Genomic DNA, 16,361 nt, shown 5'->3' on the forward strand with positions numbered 1-16,361 from the left:
TCAATATGACCGATTGGTCATATTGTGGAGCGCTGCGCCGGCGGGCGGTAGCGTTCGCCATGAAGGTCGGCCAGGGCGTCGCATCGGCTGCGGACCAGCGCCTCGCCCTGGCCGGTGACATGGCTGGCCAGGCCGCCGGTGAAGGGCGGATAGCCCCAGCCCAGGATGGAGGCGATATCCGCATCCTCCCCGCGCGTCACGATGCCTTCGGCCCGGCAGCGCAGATATTCCACCGCCTGGATGTGCATCAGGCGTTCGATCACGGCGGCGATGCCGGGCTGTCGCGCTGCCGGGGGGAATTCGCCGCCAAGGCCCGCCCACAGAACGGCGTCGCGGCCGGCATGGTCGTAGAAGCCGGCCCTGGTCTTTTCCCCCAGCCGGCCCAGGGCCACCATGCGGCGGGCGACCGCCATGCCGGGATGGTCGATATGGGCGTCGCCGAGATCGGCGCGCGTCTGGTCGTCGATCTTCACGGCCAGATCGATATTCACCATGTCGGCCAGCCGCAGCGGCCCCATGGGCATGCCGGCCTGCCGCCCCGCATTGTCCAGCAGGGCGGGTGCCACCCCTTCGGCCAGAAGCGCCAAGCCTTCCATCATGTAGCTGGCGAAGACGCGGGTGGTGAAGAAGCCGCGCCCGTCACGCACCGCCACCGGCGTCTTGCGCAGGGCGCGCACGGCGTCGAAGCCGGCGGCCAGGGCGGCCTCCGTCGTTTCGGCACCGGAAATGATCTCGACAAGCGGCATCTTTTCCACGGGCGAAAAGAAATGCAGCCCCAGGAACCGGCCCGGCCGCGCCATGCCGGCCGCCAGCCCGCCGATGGGCAGGGTGGAGGTGTTGGACGCGATCAGGCAGTCGGGGCGTACCACGGCTTCCAGCCGGGCCAGCACCGATTGCTTCAGGGCGCGATCCTCGAACACCGCTTCCACCACCACGTCGCAGGGGGCGAAATCCTGGTAATCCAGGCTGGTGCGGATGCGGGCCAGCAGCACCTCGGCCTTTTCCGGCGACAGGCGGCCGCGGGCGACGTCCTTTTCCACCAGCCGGGCGGAATAGTCCTTGCCGGCCTGGGTGGACGCCGCGTCCCGGTCCAGCAGGGTGACGGTCAGCCCCGCCCTGGCGGCGGCATAGCCGATACCGGCGCCCATCAGCCCGGCGCCGACGATGCCAACATGGCGGATGGCGGCGGGGGCCGGTCCGGGCGGGCGGGCCCGGCCGGCATTGGCGTCATTCATGGCAAAGAACAGGGTCTTGACCATGGCTGGCGCCACCGCCCCCTTGACCTGGGCCACAAAGGCGGTGGTTTCCACCTGCTGCCCACGCTCGAACGGCAATTGCAGGCCGTGATACAGGCTGGACAGGGCGGCGGCCGGGGCCGGGTAATGGCCCAGCGTGGTGCGGGTCACGGTGGCGGCGGTGCCGGAGAAAAGCTGCACGCCGCCGGCGCTCTGCACCGGCCCGCCGGGCAGCCGCCAGCCCTTGGCATCCCAGGGCTGGCGGCTGGTCCGCCCAGGATCGGCCAGCCAGGCACGCGCCGCCGTCAGCAGATCGGCCGCTGGCACCACCTGATGCACCAGCTTCTGGGCCAGCGCGTCGGCTGGCGACAGGCTGCGCCCTTCGCCGATCAGGCGGGCGGCGGCCAGGGCGCCGATCAGCCGGCCCAGCCGCTGCGTGCCGCCGAAACCGGGGATCAGGCCCAGTTTCACCTCCGGCAGGCCCAGTTGCAGCCTTGGATCGTCGGCAACGATGCGGTGGTGGCAGGCCAGCGCCAGTTCCAGCCCGCCGCCCAGCGCATGGCCGTTGATGGCGGCAACGATGCCTTTGCCCGCTTTGTCCATGGCGCGCAGCAGGTCGGTCATCCGCCGCACGCCGGCCTGGATGCTGGCGGCATCGGCGTCGAACAGGCGGGTCAGCATCTTCAGATCGGCACCGGACAGGAAATCCGCCTTGGCGGCGGTGACGATGATGCCGGTCACCGCATCATCGGCCAGCAGGCCGGTCATGGCGGTGTGGAAATCATCCAGTGCGGCTTCGTTCATCACATTGGCGCGTTCGCCGGGGCTGTCCCACCACAGGATGGCGATGCCGTCATTGCCGGTTTCGGTACGGATGGCGCTTTTGCTGCTCATGGGATTGCTTCCTTCAGATCCGTTCGATGACCATGGCAATGCCCATGCCGGACGCAGCACACAGGGTGGCCACGCCCAGATGGCCATCCGTGCGCTCCAGCTCGTCCAGCAGCGTGCCCAGGATCATGGCGCCGGTGGCGCCCAGCGGATGGCCCATGGCGATGGCCCCGCCATTGACGTTCATGCGGTGCGGATCGACCCCGGTTTCGGCCAGGAAATGCAGGATGACGGCGGCGAACGCCTCGTTCAGTTCCCACAGGTCGATATCGGTCCAGGACAGGCCGGCGCGGGCCAGGGCGCGGGCGCAGGCCGGCGCCGGGCCGGTCAGCATCACCGTCGGTTCCGACCCCAGGCTGACGCAGGCGCGGATGCGGGCGCGCGGCGTCAGGCCCAGGCTTTTGCCCGTGGTCGCGTCACCGACCAGCACGGCCGCCGCGCCATCGACGATCGCCGACGAATTGCCGGCATGGTGGATATGGGTCAGCCCAGCCAGTTGCGGATAGCGCAGGAGGGCCACGGCGTCGAACCCGGCCATGGTGCTGATGCCGGCGAAGCTGGGTTCCAGCCCGGCCAGGGCGGCCATGTCGGCATCGGCGCGGATCACCTCGTCCCGGTCCAGCAGCAGCAGGCCGTTGCGGTCGCGCACCGGCAGGATGGAGCGGGCGAAGTACCCTTGCGCCCAGGCATGGGCGGCACGGCGCTGGCTTTCCACGGCATAGGCATCGGCAGCATGCCGGTCGATGCCCGACAGGCTGGCCAGCAGGTCGGCCGACACGCCCTGCGGGATCATCCGGTTGGGGATGGCGATGTCGGGATCGGTCAGGGGCGGGAAGCCGCTGGAACCCATGGGGATGCGGGACATCATCTCCACCCCGCCGCCTACCACCAGCCCGGCTTGGCCGGCGGCCACCTTGGCGGCGGCCAGGGCCACGGCTTCCAGCCCGCTGGCACAGAACCGGTTGATCTGCAGCCCGGCAACGCCCTGGTCCCATCCAGCGGCCAGCAATGCGGTGCGGGCAATATCGGCCGACTGGTCCATCACCGGCTCCACACAGCCCAGGATGACGTCATCCACGCAGGCGGTATCCAGCCCATGCCGCCCGGCCAGCCCGCGCAACAGGCCCGCCATCAGTTCCACCGGCGACAGGGCGGCCAGCGCCCCCGTCGATTGCCGGCCACGGCCGCGCGGTGTGCGTACCGCGTCGAAGATCAAGGCGTCGGTCATCTCGCTTGCCTTTTCATGGTTATGTTCCCCCGGCGCCGGCCTGCAAATGGGCCGCTGCGCGGCTATTCGCCGGTGAAGGCGGGTTGGGAACGGGACAGGAAGGCGGTCACGCCGATGCGGGCATCGGCCGTCGCCATCTGGCGGGCGACATGGCCCGCCTCTGCCGTCAACTGGTCGGACAAGGTCGCGGTAGCGGCCTGGTTCAGCAGCGACTTGGATGCGGCGATGGCCAGGGTGGGGCCGGCGGCCAGACGCCGGGCCAGGGCATCGACCGTGGCGTCCAGCCGGTCGGCCGGCACGGCTTCCAGGATCAGGCCCAGAGAGGCGGCGGCGGTACCGTCGATACGGTCGGCCAGATAGGCCAGGCGGCGGGCCTGGACGGGGCCTACCAGCCGGGGCAGGGCATGGCTGGTGCCGCAATCCAGCGCCATGCCGATGCGGGCGAAGGCGGTGGTGAAGGTGGCGTCGGCCTCCGCCACCACGAAATCGCAGGCCAGCGCCAGCCCCAGCCCGCCCCCGGCACAGGCCCCGGCCACCCGCGCCACCACGGGCTTGGGACAATCGGCCAGGGTCTGGATCAGATGGTTCAGGCGGCCCATCACCCGGTCCATGCCGCCCGGTTTTTCCATGATGCCGGCCATGGCGGCCAGGTCGGCCCCGGCGCAGAAGGCGTGGCCGGCGCCCGTGATGACGATGGCGCGTACCGCCCGGTCGCCCCCGGCCGCTTCCAGGGCTGCCGTCAGCTTGTCGACCAGGGGCAGGTCCAGGGCGTTGGCCTGGGCCGGGCGGTTCAGGGTCAGGCGCAGCAGGCCGCCATCCAGGCTGGACAGCAGGGCCCCTTCGCCGCCCGCAGGGGGGGCGTTCTCGGTCATCTTTAATTGTCCCGTGGTTAAGCCGCGGATGGGTTCAGGGCAGGGCGCGGGCCTGCCGCCGGTCGATCCAGGCGCGGATGATGGCGTGGCGGCGCGCGTCAATGGGAAACCGCAGCAGGATCAAGCCGGCCCCCAGGAAGGTGATGCCGGGAATGGCCAGCATGGCGGTCAGCATGCCGGTGATGGCGGTGGCGTCATGGATGCTGGACTTGGGGTCGAAGCCGCTCACGGACAGGGCATAGAAGCCCAGGGCGGCACCAATGGCGCTCATCCCCTTCAGGCACATCAGACGGAAGGCGTAATAGCTGCCCTGGCGGTTACGGCCCGATCGCATCGTATCGAAATCCGCGATGTCGCTGACCATGGCCATGGGCAGCATCATCTGCGGCGTCTGCAAGACAGCCAGCAGTGCCGACAGCGCGCAGAATGGCAGCAGCGGCGTATCCCCCGGCCCGAACAGCAGGATCAGCGGCAGCACGGCGCTATGTGCGATCCAGGCCACGCCCCAGACCCGGTGCTTGCCGAAGCGCCGGGCCGCCATGGAGACCAGCGGGATGCTGGCAAGCTGGGACAGCGTGACGGTGAGCAGGATGACGGGCACGTTCGCCCCCAACCCGAAATAGCTGTCCAGCGCCACGAAGAACACGGCATAGAAGGCGCCGAACCCGATCTGGGTCAGCCCGTCGGCCGACATGAAGGTCCAGAAGGGGCGATTGTGGCGCACGGTGTTGAAGATCTCGGCGATGCCATGGGTGGCGGCCTGGGCCGCTCCCTTGCCCTGCGGCACCATTACCAGCGTAACCAGCAGTGCCAGCGGTGCCAGCACAAGCGCGACCTTGCCCATGATCGCCATCATCGGCAGGTCGAAGGCGGAATGTTCCACCACCCCCAGGGCCGCCAGCACCTCCGGCAGCAGCATGAAAATCATGCCGCCGGACAGGATGGCGAAGGTCACATATCCGGCGATGCGGGCGCGTTCCTGATAGTCGGTGGCCAATTCCCCCGCCCAGGCCTTCAGCGGAATGTCGATCAGCGACAGGCCCAGCGCATGCAGCACCATGGCCAGGGCGAAATGCCCGTCGCCGGCCCCTTCCGGCGGCATGAACATGGCCCAGATGGCCCCCATGGTCAGGAACAGGCCGGCGAAGATCCAGGGCTTGCGGGGGCCGAACCGGCTGTGCGTGCGGTCGGACAGATAGCCCAGCGGCGGGTCCACCACCCCATCCAGGATACGGGTGAACAGCAGCACTGTCGCGATCCCCCCCGTTGTCGCCGCGGTATATTTGGCGAAAAACGCCGCCACCAGCGACGGGAAGGGGGAGATGAACAGCGCCAGCACCAGCCCCGGTGCGGCATAGGCCAGAAGCGTGGCGGGTCCCAGGCGGGGCGATGCCATCGGCGCGGTCCTTTATTCGGATTGGGTGGGTGGGGTGCCGGCCTTGCGGCGGGCCAGCTCGGCCAGGATCAGCTTGTCCTCCGCCTCGCCCAGGATGGCGTGGGCCGAGGTCGGGCGCAGGAAGACGGTCAGCTCGCTGGCGCGGTTGTCGTCATCCAGCACGAAGATATCCAGCCCGTGGATCAGCTTGCCGTCGATGGTGCCCTTGAATTCCATCAGGGCCGTGTCGCCCTGCGCCCAGGTGCGGCTGTAATGAAATCCCTCGATCACCTGCGGCACCATCAGCAGCACGGCGGCGAAATGCCGGATGTCGGTAATGGGCTTGAAATGGCGGGGCGTGTGCAGCACGGCGCCGGGGGCGATGATATCGGGGATGCCGGCATAGTCGCGGTTCTTGACCATGCCCAGTATGGTCTGGATGAAGGCTTCGGCGTTGGCGGCCATGATGGTTGTTTCCTTCCCTGGTTATGCGGATAGAAGGGCTGACAGCAGTGGCGAATGCCAGTCATCGCCCCGGCCGCTGTCATTGATGCTGGCGGTCAGGATCAGGTCCGCCTCCGGCAGCACCAGCATCTTCGCCCCCCACGCCCCGGCATGGCCCCAGCCGGACAGCCCGTCCGGCCAGACCCAGCGGAACAGGCCCGGCGCCACGCCGTGGCGCGGCGGCTGCAATCCCGGCGGCTGCCGCCACCCGTCCGCCCTCAGGGCGAGGTTTCCGACAGCGATGGCGCGGGCCAGCCGGGCGAGGTCGGCGGTGGTGGAGACGACACCGCCGCCAGCCCAGTCGAAGGACAGGCTGACCCCCGCCGACAGACAGGGAATGCCACCGGCATGGGGATCGCTTTCCAGCGACCGTTTGCCATCCAGGCCGGGCGGATCATCGCGATAGGCAAGATAGCTGGACCCCATGCCCAGCGGTGCGAACAGATCCTCGCGCAGCAGCCGGCCCAGGGGCCGGCCCGTCACCCGTTCCAGCGCCAGGCCCAGGATGACATAGCCGGTATCGCTGTAATGGAAGGCGGCACCCGGTGCCGACAGGGCGGCGGCCCCTAGCCTCGTGCCCAGATACCAGTTCAGCACGCCGGCATCGGCCTGGAACGGTTGTTCGGGATCGAAGGGCAGCCAGGATCGGGCCGGGTCGCCGCCGGGCGCCATCAGCCGGCCGATCAGCGATCCCGGTGCCGGGCCGCCCAGCCGGGCGGCGTCATCGACCATGGCGTCGCGGATGCCGGCAGTATGGGTCAGCAACTGGTCCAGCGTGATCGCCGCGCCGCCGTCGCGGTGGAGCGCGTCCAGCACGGAGACGGGGAACAGATCCAGGTCGCCCAGCGTCGCGCCCAGCCCCCGGGGGCCGAAACCGCCCTTGCCGGCCTGATCCAGTACCAGGGCCGCCGTCATGGTCTTGGCGATGCTGGCGATATGGAACCGGTCGCCGGGGCGCATCGGGCGCGGGTCGTCGGCGCGGAACCGGCCGGCCGCCTGTTCATGGATCAAATCCCCGTCGGACAGCCGTTCCAGGCGGAAGACGGCGCCGGGGCTATTCTCCCGGCACAGATCGCCGACAGCGCGGGCGAAGGCGGTCGCGTTCATGCCGGCCGTCCGTGCCAGCTTTCCAGCCAGGCGAAGGTGTCGGCGGTGGGCTGGGCGGGGAAATATTCCGCCCCGGTCCAACCGGCATAGGGGCTGTCAGCGATCATGCCGAACAGGCCGGGAAAATCGATGCTGCCGGTACCGGGCTGCCGCCGGCCCGGCGCGTCGGCGAATTGGATATGAGCGATATGATGGAAATGGTGCCGGAAGGCAGCGGGCACGTCCACCTGGTTCAACACCATGTGATAGAGGTCGAATTGCAACCCCACCCGGCCGGCGAACGGGCCTTCGATCAGGGCTACCGCCTCCTCCAGGTCGGTCAGCAGCACGCTAGGCCCCTCCACCCGGTTCAGCGGTTCCAGCAGCAGCCGGATACCGGCCTGTTCGGCCAGGGGCAGGGCCATTTGGACGTTGGCGATATAGCGGTCCAGGCAGGCTTGCCGCGCCACCCCTTCGGGAATGCGCGACGGGCCGATATGGACCTGGGTGCAGCCCAGCAGGCTGGCGGTTTCCAGGGTCTGCAGCAACTCCTCCTGGAACACCTGCTCCCGGCCCGGCACGCCGGACAGGCCGGCGCCGCCGCCCAGGAAATCCCCCATCCCGACATTGACCAGGGCGACGCTCACGCCGGCATCATGGGCGGCCGCCGCGATGTCGGCGGGCCTGCCTTCCATCAGCACCTGGATCTCCACGGCCTGGAACCCGGCCCTGGCGGCGGCGGCAAAGCGCTCCGCCAGGGGCAGTTCGCGGAACATCAGGCTGACGGATGTACTGAAACGCAGCATCGGCTTCTTCCCTGCGGAAAATGGTGGTGTCAGCGGACGGGCAGCGGGTTCAGGGCCAGGCGGCGCTGCCAGCCCAGATCGCGCCCGACCAGCAGCAGCACCAGACCGGCGGCGATGCACCAGACGATCAGGTTGGTGCTGTTCAGGTTGGAGCGTACCCCGATCCGGGTGGTTTCCAGCATGCCTGAATAGAGGTTCAGGCTGCCATGGATCATGATGGCGGGCAGGACGCTGCCCCCGGTCAGGTTGACGAAGGCGGTGGCCACCACCGACATGCTGGCGCACATGGCGATGAACAGAAGCTGGTCGCCCAGCAGCGGCAGCAGATGCTGCTGACCGGTCAGCAGGCCCGGCACCTCACGCGGGAAGTGCCACAGCGCCCAGGCCGTGCCCAGCAGGATCGACACCAGCAGCGGGTTGCCAAAACGCCGCATCAGTAGCGGCAGGGCATAGCCGCGCCAGCCCAGTTCCTCCAGCAGTCCGCCCTGGTTCAGGAACAGGGCACCCAGCCAGACGCCGGCCACCAGCGGCAGGCTGTCGGCACCCAGGGCGTGGGCATAGGTCGCCGCCTGTTCGGGGTGCCCGGAGGCTGTGGTCAACAGCAGCGTGATGGCGAAGCTGGCGATGATACCCAGCAGCAGGATGGCATAGATGCGCAATCCCTCTTGCCAGCCCAGGCTGCCCTGGAAGGGCAGGTAGAGGCGCAGCAGGTCCAGCAGCGCCCGCCGGCCCCAGCCCCAGGCCGTGACCACGCAGGCCGCCACCGTGGGCGCGAAGGGGAAGAACAGGAAGGGCGCAGCGATGGGCATCAGGATGTAGGAGACGATGTAGAGATGCACCGAATCCTTGTGGGCGAACAGCACCGGATAGCCGGTCCGCAGTTCCGCCTGCAGGGCGTAGAAATTGCCCACCACGCTGTATTGCGGCCCATACCAGGATTGGTGCACCACCTCCAGCCCCACCATGTAGGTGAAAAGCAGCGTAGGAAAGGCGATGGCCAGCAGATAGAAGCACAGGAAGGGGCGACGCTGGATCAGGGCTCTCACAGGATGGCTCCGCCTTTCGAGGGTGGGAGGGAGGCGCGACTTTGGGGGGGGGGAGGCTCACATGGTTTTCATTTTCGCCAGGGCACGGCCTACGCCGGCCAGGGTAGCGTCGATATCATTCTCGTCCATGGCGGTGGAGCCGATATAGCCGCCGCGCATGGTCAGCAGCCCCTCTTTCAGCAACTGTTTCTGCAACAGGCCCTGGCGTTCCAGCAGGCCATCGCCGATGCAGGCGACCAGTTCGCGGTAATTGCCCATCGGCTTGTCGGTCAGCAGCAAGGCGGAGACCGATCCGCTGCCTTGAACCTGGCCGGTGACGCCCAGATCGACGCGCAGCCTTTCCAGCCCGTCGCGCATGCGCACGCCCAGCCCGTTCAGCCGGTCGAACTCCGCCTCGGTCATCAGGTCCATGGCGGTGAAGCCGGCGGCCATCGACATCGGGTTGGCGGTGAAGGTGCCGCTATGCTTGACCCTGGGGTCGCCCTTTTCCACCTCGAACACCGACATGACGGCAGCGCTGCCGCCGAAGGCGCCGACGGGCAGGCCGCCGCCGATGATCTTGCCCATGCTGGTCAGGTCCGGCGTGATGCCCAGGCACCCCTGCGCGCCATGATAGCCCAGGCGCAGGCTCCACACCTCGTCGAAGATCAGCAGGATGCCAAGCCGCGCCGTTTCCTCCCGCAGCATGGCCAGGAAATCGTGCCTTGGTTCCACAAGGCCCACCTGCAGGCGGAACGGGTCCAGGATGACCGCGGCCAAGCTGTCGGCATGGGCACGCAGCAGGGCGCGGGCCGTGGCGATGTCGTTCACCGGCAGGATCAGCACCTCATCCAGCAGGCTTTGCGGTGTGCCGGCCTGATGGGCTGCGGCCCTGGGCGCACTGGCGTCCCCCCACTGGTCGGGGCGCGGCTGGAAGCTGGCTTCCAGCAGGTCGTACTGGCCGTGATAGCCGCCCTCCATCTTGGCGATGCGGGGTTTGGCCGTAAAGGCGCGGGCGGCCTTCACCGCCATCATGTTGGCCTCGGTGCCGGAATTGGTGAAGCGCACCCGGTCCAGGCTGGGAATGCGCTGGCACAGCAGTTCGGCCAGCTTCACCTCCCATTCCGTGGGCAGGATGGCGACCATCAGATCCGCCACCTGCCGGCGGATCACGTCCACGATCTCAGGCTTGTTATGGCCGTGGATCTGGGAAGCAAAATTATTCACCCAGTCGATATAGGAATTGCCGTCGACATCGGTGATCCTGCAGCCGTCACCCTTGGCGGCATAGGCCGGATGCGGCTTGGCCACCACCATGTGGCGGGTATAGCCCGACGGCATCACCCGGCGCGACCGGTCGAAAAGGGCGGCGGAATGCGGCATGTCGCCGGCCTGGCTTGTATCGCTCATCAGAAATTCACCTTGTCCTTGCCCTTGGTGCCCAGCATGGCGCGCGCCTCGTCCGGGGTCGCGACATCCAGCGACAGGTCATTCAGGATGCGCACGATGCGGCGCACCTGATCGGCATTGCTCTTGGCCAGTTGGCGCGGGCTGTCCCACAGGCTGTCTTCCAGCCCGACCCGGACATTGCCGCCCAGCGTGGCGCCCAACGTGCCCAGGCGCATCTGGTCCTTGCCGGCGACCAGCACCGACCAGTGATAATCATCGCCGAACAGCGCATCGGCCGTCTGCTTGGCATGGATGATATGGGCCGGATCGGCGCCCAGCCCGCCCAGGAAGCCGAAGATCGACTGGATGAAAAAGGGCGGCTTGACCCAACCCTGCTGAGCGATGAAATGCAGCGTGTGCAGGTGGCCGATATCGAAACACTCGAACTCGAACCTGACGCCGCGATCCTCCCCCAACTCCTTGGCCAGCCGTTCCATGCTGGCATAGGTGTTGGCGATGGTCACGCCCTTGGACAGGCGCATGAACATCTCTTCCCAATCCTGGGTGGTCTTGCCGGCCAGCCGCTGCTGCAAGGCCCAGATGCCGGGATTCATCGGCCCCATATTGTAGGAACAGATCTCCGGCGCGAACTCCAGCGGCGCGCGCAGCCGGTCATCCATTACGGCGTCCGGCGTCTGCGCCAGGCTGGGCTGGCCGGTGGTGATGTTGATGATGGCGTCGCTACGGCTTTTGATGCTGCTCAGGAACTGGGCATAGATTTTGGGGTCGGTGGTCGGAAAGCCGGTTTCCGGGTCGCGGGCGTGCAGATGGATGATTGACGCGCCGGCCTCGGCGGCGGCGACCGCCTCATCCTCGATCTGCTGCGGCGTGATCGGCAGGTAGGGCGACATGCAGGGCAGATGCATGGCCCCGGTGATGGCGCAGGTGACGATCACCTTGTCCTGTTTTTTGGCCATGACGGCTTTTCCCCCTGTTCTGGATAGGTCAGCAAAGCTCCGGGCTGGTGCTTGGGGAGCTTCGAAAATGTCCCTGATCAATTTCCGGCGAACGCCTGCGGCGACATGGCGGCACCGCCGCTCAACACCTGGCCGCCATCGCAGTAGAGGATGCTGCCGGTGACATAGGCGGCGGCCTGTGAGGCCAGGAACAGCGCCATGTTGGCGATGTCGGCCTTGGTGCCGAACCGGCCCAGCGCCACCGAGCGTTCCACGACGGCCCGCGCCTTGGGGTTGGGGGCCAGGCGCGCCATGCCCTCGGTATCGTCGATGGGGCCGGGGACGATGGCGTTGACGCGGATGCCGGCCGGCCCCCATTCCATGGCCAGCGACTTCGTCAGCATGTCGATGCCTGCCTTGGCGGCGCTGACATGGGCCTGGCCCCAATAGGGTTCCGTCGATTGCGGGGCGGAAATGGACATCATCGACGCTCCCGGCTTGCGCGCCACGTCATGCGCCGCGCGCAGCACATGGAAGGTGCCCAGCAGGTCGATGTCGATCACCGTCTTGAAGGCGTTGGCCGACATGGCGGCGGCGGGCGCCACGAAATTGCCGGCGGCCCCCGACACCACGATATCCAGCGGTCCCAGCGCGGCGGCCGCCTGCTTGACGGCGGCTTCCACGGCGGCATAGTCGCGCACATCGGCGGCGAAGCCGATGGCGTCATGCCCGATCTCCGCCACGGCGGCATCGACCTTGTCCTGGCTGCGGCTCAGCACCGCCACCTTGGCGCCATATGCGGCCAGGGTCCGGGCGATTTCCAGATTGATGCCGCTTGTGCCGCCGGCGACGAACGCGTTTCGGCCCTGCAGCAGGTCCTGCTTGAAATGAGTCATGATCTCGCCAGCGCTTTCAGCGTTGATGGGGATGAAGGGGCAGGCCCGGCCGGGGCCAGGGCAGGGCGATCAGCCGGCCGGAACCCGACAGGGTGACATAGGCCGTGGACAGGTCCGGCCCGCCGAAACACAGGTTGGTGACATAGACATCGGGCAGCGGCAGATAATCCCGGGCGGCGCCGTCGGGCGACAGTGTCCAGATGCCGCCCCGGGTCAGGGTGGCGACGCTGATATTGCCCGCCGCATCCACCGCCAGACTGTCCAGGTTGTTCAGGTCAGGCAGGCCCGCCACCAGCCGCCCGCCATTGGGCGACGGGAATGGATGGCTGGCGACGGTTCCGGGGCCGGTAATGTCGAACGCCCACAGGCGCCGCGTCACCGTCTCCGCCACATAAAGCGTCTGGCCGTCCGGCGACAGGCCGATGCCGTTGGGGGTGATCAGCCGGCCGATGGCGTGACGGATGAAGGAACCATCGGCCGCGGCATAGAACACCCCGCCGATATCCAGCCGGTCGTCCGTGCGTTTGCCGTGATCGGTGAACCAGAAACCGCCCTTGTGATCGAACACCAGATCGTTGGGCGAATGCAGCGGCCGGTCGCCGGCCCGGTCGTAAAGCCGTTCGACCCTCCCGCTGGCCAGATGCACGCGTTCGATCCAGCCTGGCTGTTCAGCCTGGGCGATGGGGCGCTGTACACCGCCCTCCGTCACATAGCGCCAGCCGCCGCTGTTGCATACATAGCACCAGCCGTCCGGCCCCATGGCGGCCCCGTTGGGCCCCCCCTGCAGGTCGGCGATCACGGTCTGCCGCCCCGTTGTGGGGTCGATGCGGGTCAAGGCACGTCCGGCGATTTCCACCACCAGCAGTGACCCATCGGTCAGGTATGCCGGGCCCTCGGGGAAGCGAAGGCCCGTCGTCACGACCTGGAAATTGTCCGCGTCGTCCATGGCCATCCTCTCCTTGATGTCGGTTCAGGCAAGCCGGGGGCGTCATCGCGGGCTACTTCTTGCCTGCGAAAGACGACATCCTGTACCTGTCCGAGGGGCCGGTTACGGCTGTGAAGCCCTGTTCATACGGGTCTTGTCCGATGCGTTGAGGCATGGCGACCTGCTGGAAATACAATATGACCGAGTGGTCATGTTGGCAAGCGGGATTTCGGCGGGAACGGCTGATTTCGACGGTTCACGCTATGCTCCGAACCCGAATATCTGGAACGGGGTTGAACAGGGGGGCCCGGCGGCCACATGCAGGCTGGGACGGTCGGACAGTTCCATGATCAGGCAGCCTAGCGTGAAGGCGTCGCGTCTTCCCTCCACCTCGCCATGGCGGCAGACGGGGCCGTCATGCTGGCTGAAGGCAGCGCGGATCGTGTCCGGGGTGACCGGTTGGTCGGGACGGCCCAGCAGCCGGTGCAATGCCGCCAGCCGGGCCTGGCTGGTGCTGCGGAACCGGGTGGCGAACAGGTCCGGCGGCAGCAGTTCCCGCAGCCGGCGCCAGGGGCCGTCATCAGGATTGACCAACGGATGGTTGGTATGGAGCACCCGGTCGGTCGTGCCCGGCGTTCGATAGCGATGGATGGAGGAGGCGGATACTTCCAGGTCCACCACCGGGTGCCCCGGTCCGCCGACCACGTAATTCTGCGGCGAGGCGTGGGGCACCCGATGCATGAAGTCCAGCCCCGCCGCCAATGTCGGCTGGGACAGGAAGCCGCGCACGACAAAATCCTCCGGCAGGCCGTTCACATCATGGTCGAGATGGTTCATGGAATTGCAGCAGATGCCGACCCCGGCGCTGTTCAGCCCGGCCAGCGAGATTTTGCCCGCCACCGTATAGCTCAGCACTTCCACCGGGCTGTCGGGATCGATGGAGTGCAGCAGCACCTGATGTCCGTCATGCCACAGCGGCATGTCCATGTTCTGGGCGATCAGGGCCGGCCGGTCCGGTGCGGCATCGACGCCCAGCGACGAACACCCCTTGGCGATGCGCGATTGCAGCCAGATTTCCCGCCGGAACCAGGGCTCCTCATCGCTGAGTTGCCGGGCCAGGGTCAGTCGGAAATCGGTGCCCGCCCCCTCGGCGATGCCCCGCACCTCCTCCAGCAGGTCGGGCGTCCAGCGCTCGATTGCCGGCATGAAATTGGTCTCGGCGAACAGCCGATCCAGATAGGGGGCGGGGGACAGGCCGATATCGTCCTGAAGCGCCTGGGTCCAGCGTTCCTGCTGCTCCAGCACCAGGTCGCGCAGTTCCTCCCCATGCGCACGGCCTCGCGCGCGGCCCTTGCCGCGCAACACGATCTTACGCACCATTTTTGTTCTCCAGGCACGGGTGCCATTTTCCGCCGACCGGTTCCGGTCAGCGGGTCTCATCCGGCGCTCAAGCCAACAGGTCGGCCCTAGCCGCGCATGCGGTCCTTCAGCGTCAGGTACAGGGCAGAATGGTCGAGCAGCGGCCGGCCATCGGCCACCATATCGGCGTAAAGCCGCTCGGCCAGCCGTTGGAAGGGCAGGGTGATGCCGGCGGCGTCGGCCACGGCACGGCCGGTGCGCAGGTCCTTCAACTGCACCTCGGCATGGCCGCCGGGAACAAAATTGCCCTGGATCATGCGTTCGCCATGCTGGCGCAGGATGGTGCTGTCGGCGAAACCGCCGATCAGGGCGTCGCGCACCGCGACCACATCCGCCCCGCCCGCCTCGGCCAGCAACAGCGCCTCCGCCACGGCGCCGATGGTGACGCCGACGATCAACTGGTTGGCCAGCTTGGCCAGTTGCCCGCTGCCGACGGGGCCGACATGGGTGGTGCGGCCCATGGCGGCGAATATCGGGCGCAGTCTTTCGATCACCGCGCCGTCGCCGCCGGCCATGATCGACAGGGTGGCGGCGATGGCCCCGCGCTCTCCGCCCGACACCGGCGCATCGACGTAATCGATGCCCAGGGCGGCCAGGCGGGCGGCCTGGGCGCGGCTGGTATCGACGGGAATGGAACTCATCACCACGACGATGGCGCCGGGCGACAGGGTGGCGACGATGCCGCCGGGACCGAAAAGCACGGCGTCGGCCACGTCCCCGGTACTGACCATCAGGATGGCGATGTCAGCCCCTTGGGTGGCTTCGGCGGCACTTCCGGCCACCAGCACGCCCTGGGCCGCCAGCGCTTCGGCCTTGCCGCGCGTGCGGTTCCAGGCGCGCACCTCATGACCGTGGCGGGCCAGGTTGGCGGCCATGGGCGCGCCCATGATGCCGGTACCGATGAAGGCGATGAGCGACATGGGTAGAAGTCCTTTTGACGAGGGCCAGGGGCCGCGGCCAGGCGGACGCAGACCCCGGCGGCCATCACCCTTCAGTTCAGCGTCAGCGAGGCCAGAAGCGACTTGGCGCGGCCGACATCGCGGATCGACGGGTCGACGCCATAGATGGCGCGATGCAGCAGAATGGCGTGAAAATCGATGACCAGTTCGGGGTCCAGATCGGGGGAGAAGCCGGGGCTGACCTGGATGGAGAACTGGGCGAACAGGCTTTGGTCCAGCATGCCGCCGGCCGTGCGCACGGCCAGCCGCACCAGGGCCAGGTCGCCATCGGGAATGTCGTGGCGGGCGCGCAGGCCCTGTACCGACCGTTCGACGATGGCATGGTTGCGCTGGTGCCACAGCGCCTGCATGGTCGGGCTTTGTCCGCCCATCTGCACCATGCAGCGCAGGATGCCGTGATTGGCGGCGAAGATACGCTCATACCACCCCACCAGGGCGCGCACGGCGGCAAACCGTTCGCCCTCCCTGGCGCCCCCGCTGGCGGTCGGCGGATATGTCGTCAGCTCAAAATCAACATATTGCCGGGCCAGTTCCTCCAGGAACATATCCTTGCTGGTGTAGTAGATGTAGAAGGTGCCCTTGGCCAGTTCGGCCGCCGCGCAGATATCCTCGACATTCAGGTCGCGGTAGCTGGTGGCGTCCAGCAGGCCCGCCCCGGCCGCCGCCAGCCGCAACCGGGATTTGTCGCCGCTGCGCGACTTCTTGATCCCCTGCCATTGCCGGTCGAGGAACAGGGCGAAGCGCAGATCGGTGACAGTGGGGCGGTCGATGGGGCGGTCGCTGGACAAGACGGCT

At 67.8% G+C, this 16,361-nt stretch carries 15 protein-coding genes; all 15 read right to left on the reverse strand.

Annotation, left to right across the window (positions count from 1 at the left end; genetic code table 11):
• Positions 1-17: 17 nt before the first annotated feature.
• The 15 genes from KBA48_RS12780 to KBA48_RS12850 all read right to left on the reverse strand — a co-directional run bounded on the left by KBA48_RS12780 (position 18) and on the right by KBA48_RS12850 (position 16,354).
• On the reverse strand, positions 18-2,129 hold the full coding sequence (locus tag KBA48_RS12780; protein ID WP_292906870.1) for a 3-hydroxyacyl-CoA dehydrogenase NAD-binding domain-containing protein: 2,112 nt from the start codon (positions 2,127-2,129) through the stop codon (positions 18-20).
• A 13-nt stretch (positions 2,130-2,142) separates the two neighbouring features.
• On the reverse strand, positions 2,143-3,354 hold the full coding sequence (locus tag KBA48_RS12785; RefSeq protein WP_292906872.1) for an acetyl-CoA C-acetyltransferase: 1,212 nt from the start codon (positions 3,352-3,354) through the stop codon (positions 2,143-2,145).
• A 62-nt stretch (positions 3,355-3,416) separates the two neighbouring features.
• Positions 3,417-4,226, reverse strand: a complete 810-nt coding sequence (locus tag KBA48_RS12790) for an enoyl-CoA hydratase-related protein (protein ID WP_292906874.1) — start codon at positions 4,224-4,226, stop codon at positions 3,417-3,419.
• A 34-nt stretch (positions 4,227-4,260) separates the two neighbouring features.
• Entirely contained in the window at positions 4,261-5,622 is a 1,362-nt protein-coding gene (locus tag KBA48_RS12795) for an MFS transporter (RefSeq protein ID WP_292906876.1), read from the reverse strand.
• A gap of 12 nt (positions 5,623-5,634) precedes the next feature.
• The gene (locus KBA48_RS12800; protein ID WP_292906878.1) at positions 5,635-6,066 is read right to left on the reverse strand and encodes a nuclear transport factor 2 family protein; all 432 of its coding nucleotides are present in this window, start codon (positions 6,064-6,066) and stop codon (positions 5,635-5,637) included.
• 21 nt (positions 6,067-6,087) lie between these two features.
• The gene (locus KBA48_RS12805; RefSeq protein WP_292906880.1) at positions 6,088-7,212 is read right to left on the reverse strand and encodes a serine hydrolase; all 1,125 of its coding nucleotides are present in this window, start codon (positions 7,210-7,212) and stop codon (positions 6,088-6,090) included.
• A complete protein-coding gene (locus tag KBA48_RS12810) occupies positions 7,209-7,997 on the reverse strand; it encodes a TIM barrel protein (protein ID WP_292906881.1) in 789 nt (262 codons plus the stop codon). The genes KBA48_RS12805 and KBA48_RS12810 overlap by 4 nt, the downstream gene beginning before the upstream one ends.
• A 29-nt stretch (positions 7,998-8,026) precedes the next feature.
• Positions 8,027-9,043: a CPBP family intramembrane glutamic endopeptidase gene (locus tag KBA48_RS12815; protein ID WP_292906882.1), complete on the reverse strand. Its 1,017-nt coding sequence runs from the start codon at positions 9,041-9,043 to the stop codon at positions 8,027-8,029.
• Positions 9,044-9,100: 57 nt separating this feature from the next.
• The gene (locus KBA48_RS12820) at positions 9,101-10,432 is read right to left on the reverse strand and encodes an aspartate aminotransferase family protein (RefSeq protein WP_292906883.1); all 1,332 of its coding nucleotides are present in this window, start codon (positions 10,430-10,432) and stop codon (positions 9,101-9,103) included.
• Positions 10,432-11,388 (reverse strand): 3-keto-5-aminohexanoate cleavage protein, encoded by a 957-nt coding sequence (locus KBA48_RS12825; protein WP_292906884.1) that lies wholly within the window; start codon positions 11,386-11,388, stop codon positions 10,432-10,434. Before KBA48_RS12825 ends, KBA48_RS12820 begins: the two co-directional genes overlap by 1 nt.
• Before the next feature lie 77 nt (positions 11,389-11,465).
• The gene (locus tag KBA48_RS12830; RefSeq protein WP_292906886.1) at positions 11,466-12,263 is read right to left on the reverse strand and encodes an SDR family oxidoreductase; all 798 of its coding nucleotides are present in this window, start codon (positions 12,261-12,263) and stop codon (positions 11,466-11,468) included.
• Between the two features lie 16 nt (positions 12,264-12,279).
• Positions 12,280-13,209, reverse strand: a complete 930-nt coding sequence (locus KBA48_RS12835; protein WP_292906888.1) for an SMP-30/gluconolactonase/LRE family protein — start codon at positions 13,207-13,209, stop codon at positions 12,280-12,282.
• Between the two features lie 240 nt (positions 13,210-13,449).
• Entirely contained in the window at positions 13,450-14,568 is a 1,119-nt protein-coding gene (locus KBA48_RS12840) for a C45 family peptidase (protein ID WP_292906890.1), read from the reverse strand.
• An 86-nt stretch (positions 14,569-14,654) separates the two neighbouring features.
• Positions 14,655-15,527, reverse strand: coding sequence for an NAD(P)-dependent oxidoreductase (locus KBA48_RS12845; protein WP_292906892.1), 873 nt, complete (start codon positions 15,525-15,527; stop codon positions 14,655-14,657).
• A 71-nt stretch (positions 15,528-15,598) separates the two neighbouring features.
• Positions 15,599-16,354 carry a TetR/AcrR family transcriptional regulator gene (locus KBA48_RS12850; protein WP_292906894.1) on the reverse strand — a complete coding sequence of 252 codons (756 nt, stop codon included), beginning with the start codon at positions 16,352-16,354 and terminating at the stop codon, positions 15,599-15,601.
• Between the last annotated feature and the right edge of the window lie 7 nt (positions 16,355-16,361).

This window comes from Niveispirillum sp. (genome assembly GCF_017996735.1).
GTDB lineage: Bacteria > Pseudomonadota > Alphaproteobacteria > Azospirillales > Azospirillaceae > Niveispirillum.

Excerpts from the sequence above, each read along its gene's own strand:
- KBA48_RS12805 (WP_292906880.1), bottom strand. The coding sequence starts at position 7,212 with ATGAACGCGACCGCCTTCGCCCGCGCTGTCGGCGATCTGTGCCGGGAG.
- KBA48_RS12795 (WP_292906876.1), bottom strand. The coding sequence starts at position 5,622 with ATGGCATCGCCCCGCCTGGGACCCGCCACGCTTCTGGCCTATGCCGCA.
- KBA48_RS12820 (WP_292906883.1), bottom strand. The coding sequence starts at position 10,432 with ATGAGCGATACAAGCCAGGCCGGCGACATGCCGCATTCCGCCGCCCTT.
- KBA48_RS12800 (WP_292906878.1), bottom strand. The coding sequence starts at position 6,066 with ATGGCCGCCAACGCCGAAGCCTTCATCCAGACCATACTGGGCATGGTC.
- KBA48_RS12825 (WP_292906884.1), bottom strand. The coding sequence starts at position 11,388 with ATGGCCAAAAAACAGGACAAGGTGATCGTCACCTGCGCCATCACCGGG.
- KBA48_RS12790 (WP_292906874.1), bottom strand. The coding sequence starts at position 4,226 with ATGACCGAGAACGCCCCCCCTGCGGGCGGCGAAGGGGCCCTGCTGTCC.
- KBA48_RS12780 (WP_292906870.1), bottom strand. The coding sequence starts at position 2,129 with ATGAGCAGCAAAAGCGCCATCCGTACCGAAACCGGCAATGACGGCATC.
- KBA48_RS12785 (WP_292906872.1), bottom strand. The coding sequence starts at position 3,354 with ATGACCGACGCCTTGATCTTCGACGCGGTACGCACACCGCGCGGCCGT.
- KBA48_RS12835 (WP_292906888.1), bottom strand. The coding sequence starts at position 13,209 with ATGGACGACGCGGACAATTTCCAGGTCGTGACGACGGGCCTTCGCTTC.
- KBA48_RS12810 (WP_292906881.1), bottom strand. The coding sequence starts at position 7,997 with ATGCTGCGTTTCAGTACATCCGTCAGCCTGATGTTCCGCGAACTGCCC.
- KBA48_RS12830 (WP_292906886.1), bottom strand. The coding sequence starts at position 12,263 with ATGACTCATTTCAAGCAGGACCTGCTGCAGGGCCGAAACGCGTTCGTC.
- KBA48_RS12840 (WP_292906890.1), bottom strand. The coding sequence starts at position 14,568 with ATGGTGCGTAAGATCGTGTTGCGCGGCAAGGGCCGCGCGCGAGGCCGT.
- KBA48_RS12845 (WP_292906892.1), bottom strand. The coding sequence starts at position 15,527 with ATGTCGCTCATCGCCTTCATCGGTACCGGCATCATGGGCGCGCCCATG.